This window comes from Ignatzschineria sp. F8392, from assembly GCF_002252045.1.
Classification (GTDB): domain Bacteria; phylum Pseudomonadota; class Gammaproteobacteria; order Cardiobacteriales; family Wohlfahrtiimonadaceae; genus Ignatzschineria.
Map to the genome: position 1 here is coordinate 1 of NZ_NEFF01000013.1, position 3,023 is coordinate 3,023.

Sequence of the window (3,023 nt, forward strand, 5' to 3'; positions counted from 1 at the left end):
GATTGAATTGCTTAAGTTGTTGTATTCGCGTCAACTTTGGAAACGATCATGTCTCGTATCAAAATTGTCTAAGACCTATTATATGGTCAAGCCTCACGGTCAATTAGTATTGGTAAGCTCAATGCATTACTGCACTTACACATCCAACCTATCAACGTCGTAGTCTTCGACGGACCTTCAGAGGGGTTAAACCCCTAGGGAAATCTAATCTTGAGGTGGGCTTCCCGCTTAGATGCTTTCAGCGGTTATCCCGTCCGTATGTAGCTACCCGGCTATGCCATTGGTATGACAACCGGACCACCAGAGATACGTCCACTTCGGTCCTCTCGTACTAGAAGCAGCTCCTCTCAAATTTCCAACGCCCACGGCAGATAGGGACCGAACTGTCTCACGACGTTCTGAACCCAACTCGCGTACCACTTTAAATGGCGAACAGCCATACCCTTGGGACCGACTACAGCCCCAGGATGTGATGAGTCGACATCGAGGTGCCAAACTCCGCCGTCGATATGAACTCTTGGGCGGAATCAGCCTGTTATCCCCGGAGTACCTTTTATCCGTTGAGCGATGGCCTTTCCATACAGAACCACCGGATCACTAAAACCTACTTTCGTACCTGCTCGACGTGTCTGTCTCGCAGTCAAGCACCCTTTTGCTTTTGCACTCAATAGCCCGATTTCCGACCGGGCTGAGGGTACCTTCGTACTCCTCCGTTACTCTTTCGGAGGAGACCGCCCCAGTCAAACTACCTACCATACAATGTCCTTAATCCAGATAATGGATCTAAGTTAGAATTCCAAAACTTTCAGGGTGGTATTTCAAGGATGGCTCCACTAAAACTAGCGTCTTAGCTTCAAAGCCTCCCACCTATCCTGCACAAAAAGATTCAAAATCCACTGTAAAGCTATAGTAAAGGTTCACGGGGTCTTTCCGTCTTGCCGCGGGTACACCGCATCTTCACGGCGATTTCAATTTCACTGAGTCTCGGGTGGAGACAGCCTGGCCGTCATTGCGCCATTCGTGCAGGTCGGAACTTACCCGACAAGGAATTTCGCTACCTTAGGACCGTTATAGTTACGGCCGCCGTTTACTGGGGCTTCGATCAAGAGCTTCGCTTACGCTAACCCCATCAATTAACCTTCCAGCACCGGGCAGGCGTCAGACCCTATACGTCCACTTTCGTGTTTGCAGAGTCCTGTGTTTTTGATAAACAGTTGCAGCCAGCTTTTCACTGCGACCCTCCTCAGCTTACTGCGTAAAGCATTCACCAAGGAAGGTGTACCTTCTCCCGAAGTTACGGTACGATTTTGCCGAGTTCCTTCACCCGAGTTCTCTCAAGCGCCTTAGAATTCTCATCCCAACCACCAGTGTCGGTTTGGGGTACGGTTCTCATATCACTATAGCTTAGAAGCTTTTCTTGGAAGCATAGCATCAACCACTCCGGAGGTCGTAACCTCCTCGCATTCACATCTCAGCATTAAGATCCCGGATTTGCCTAAGATCTCTGCCTACCTGCTTACACTGGTATACCAATCACCAGCTGGTCTAGCTTTCTCCGTCCCTCCATCGCATGATACGAGAGTTCAGGAATATTAACCTGATTCCCATCGACTACGCATCTCTGCCTCGTCTTAGGGGCCGACTCACCCTGCTCCGATTAACGTTGAACAGGAAACCTTGGTCTTTCGGCGTGCGTGTCTTTCACACGCATTAACGTTACTTATGTCAGCATTCGCACTTCTGATACCTCCAACAGCTCTTACGAGTCCATCTTCACAGGCTTACAGAACGCTCCCCTACCACATATATTTTAAAATATACATCCGCAGCTTCGGTATATCGCTTGAGCCCCGCTAAATCTTCCGCGCAGGCCGACTCGACTAGTGAGCTATTACGCTTTCTTTAAATGGTGGCTGCTTCTAAGCCAACATCCTAGCTGTCTATGCCTTCCCACATCGTTTACCACTGAGCGATAATTTAGGGACCTTAGCTGGCGGTCTGGGTTGTTTCCCTCTCCACAATGGATGTTAGCACCCACTGTGTGTCTCCCATGATAATACTTTCCGGTATTCGGAGTTTGCATCGGGTTGGTAAGTCGGGATGACCCCCTAGCCGAAACAGTGCTCTACCCCCGGAAGTAAATTACATGAGGCGCTACCTAAATAGCTTTCGGGGAGAACCAGCTATCTCCAAGCTTGATTAGCCTTTCACTCCGACCCACAGCTCATCCCCATCTATTGCAACAGATGTGGGTTCGGCCCTCCAGTCAGTGTTACCTAACTTTCAGCCTGGCCATGGGTAGATCGCCTGGTTTCGGGTCTATACCCTGCGACTTGACGCCCTATTAAGACTCGGTTTCCCTACGCCTCCCCTATTCGGTTAAGCTTGCCACAGAATATAAGTCGCTGACCCATTATGCAAAAGGTACGCAGTCACCCTAAAAAGGGCTCCCACTGCTTGTACGTACACGGTTTCAGATTCTATTTCACTCCCCTCACAGGGGTTCTTTTCACCTTTCCCTCACGGTACTTGTTCACTATCGGTCGATTACGAGTATTTAGCCTTGGAGGATGGTCCCCCCATGTTCAGACAGGATTTCTCGTGTCCCGCCCTACTTGTTGATATGCCTAGTACCACTTACTGTATTTAAAATACGGGGCTATCACCCACTACGGCTCATCTTTCCAGATGATTCTTCTATACAATAAGTTATCACATATCGGCTCTTCCCGGGTCGCTCGCCACTACTGCGGGAATCTCAATTGATTTCTTTTCCTCTGGTTACTTAGATGTTTCAGTTCACCAGGTTCGCTTCCTTAAACCTATATATTCAGTTAAAGGATGACAGGGTTTTAAGCCTGTGCGGGTTTCCCCATTCGGACATTTCCGGATCAAAGCTTGATTGCCAGCTCCCCGAAACTTTTCGCAGACTTCCACGTCCTTCATCGCCTGTAATCGCCAAGGCATCCGCCATGTACGCTTATTCACTTGACCATATAATAGGGATTAGACTTATTTCACCA

The 3,023-nt window shown here is 48.9% G+C and carries 1 rRNA gene; it reads right to left on the reverse strand.

Annotation, left to right across the window (positions count from 1 at the left end):
* Positions 1-82: 82 nt before the first annotated feature.
* Positions 83-2,994 (reverse strand): 23S ribosomal RNA (locus B9T19_RS10425).
* Between the last annotated feature and the right edge of the window lie 29 nt (positions 2,995-3,023).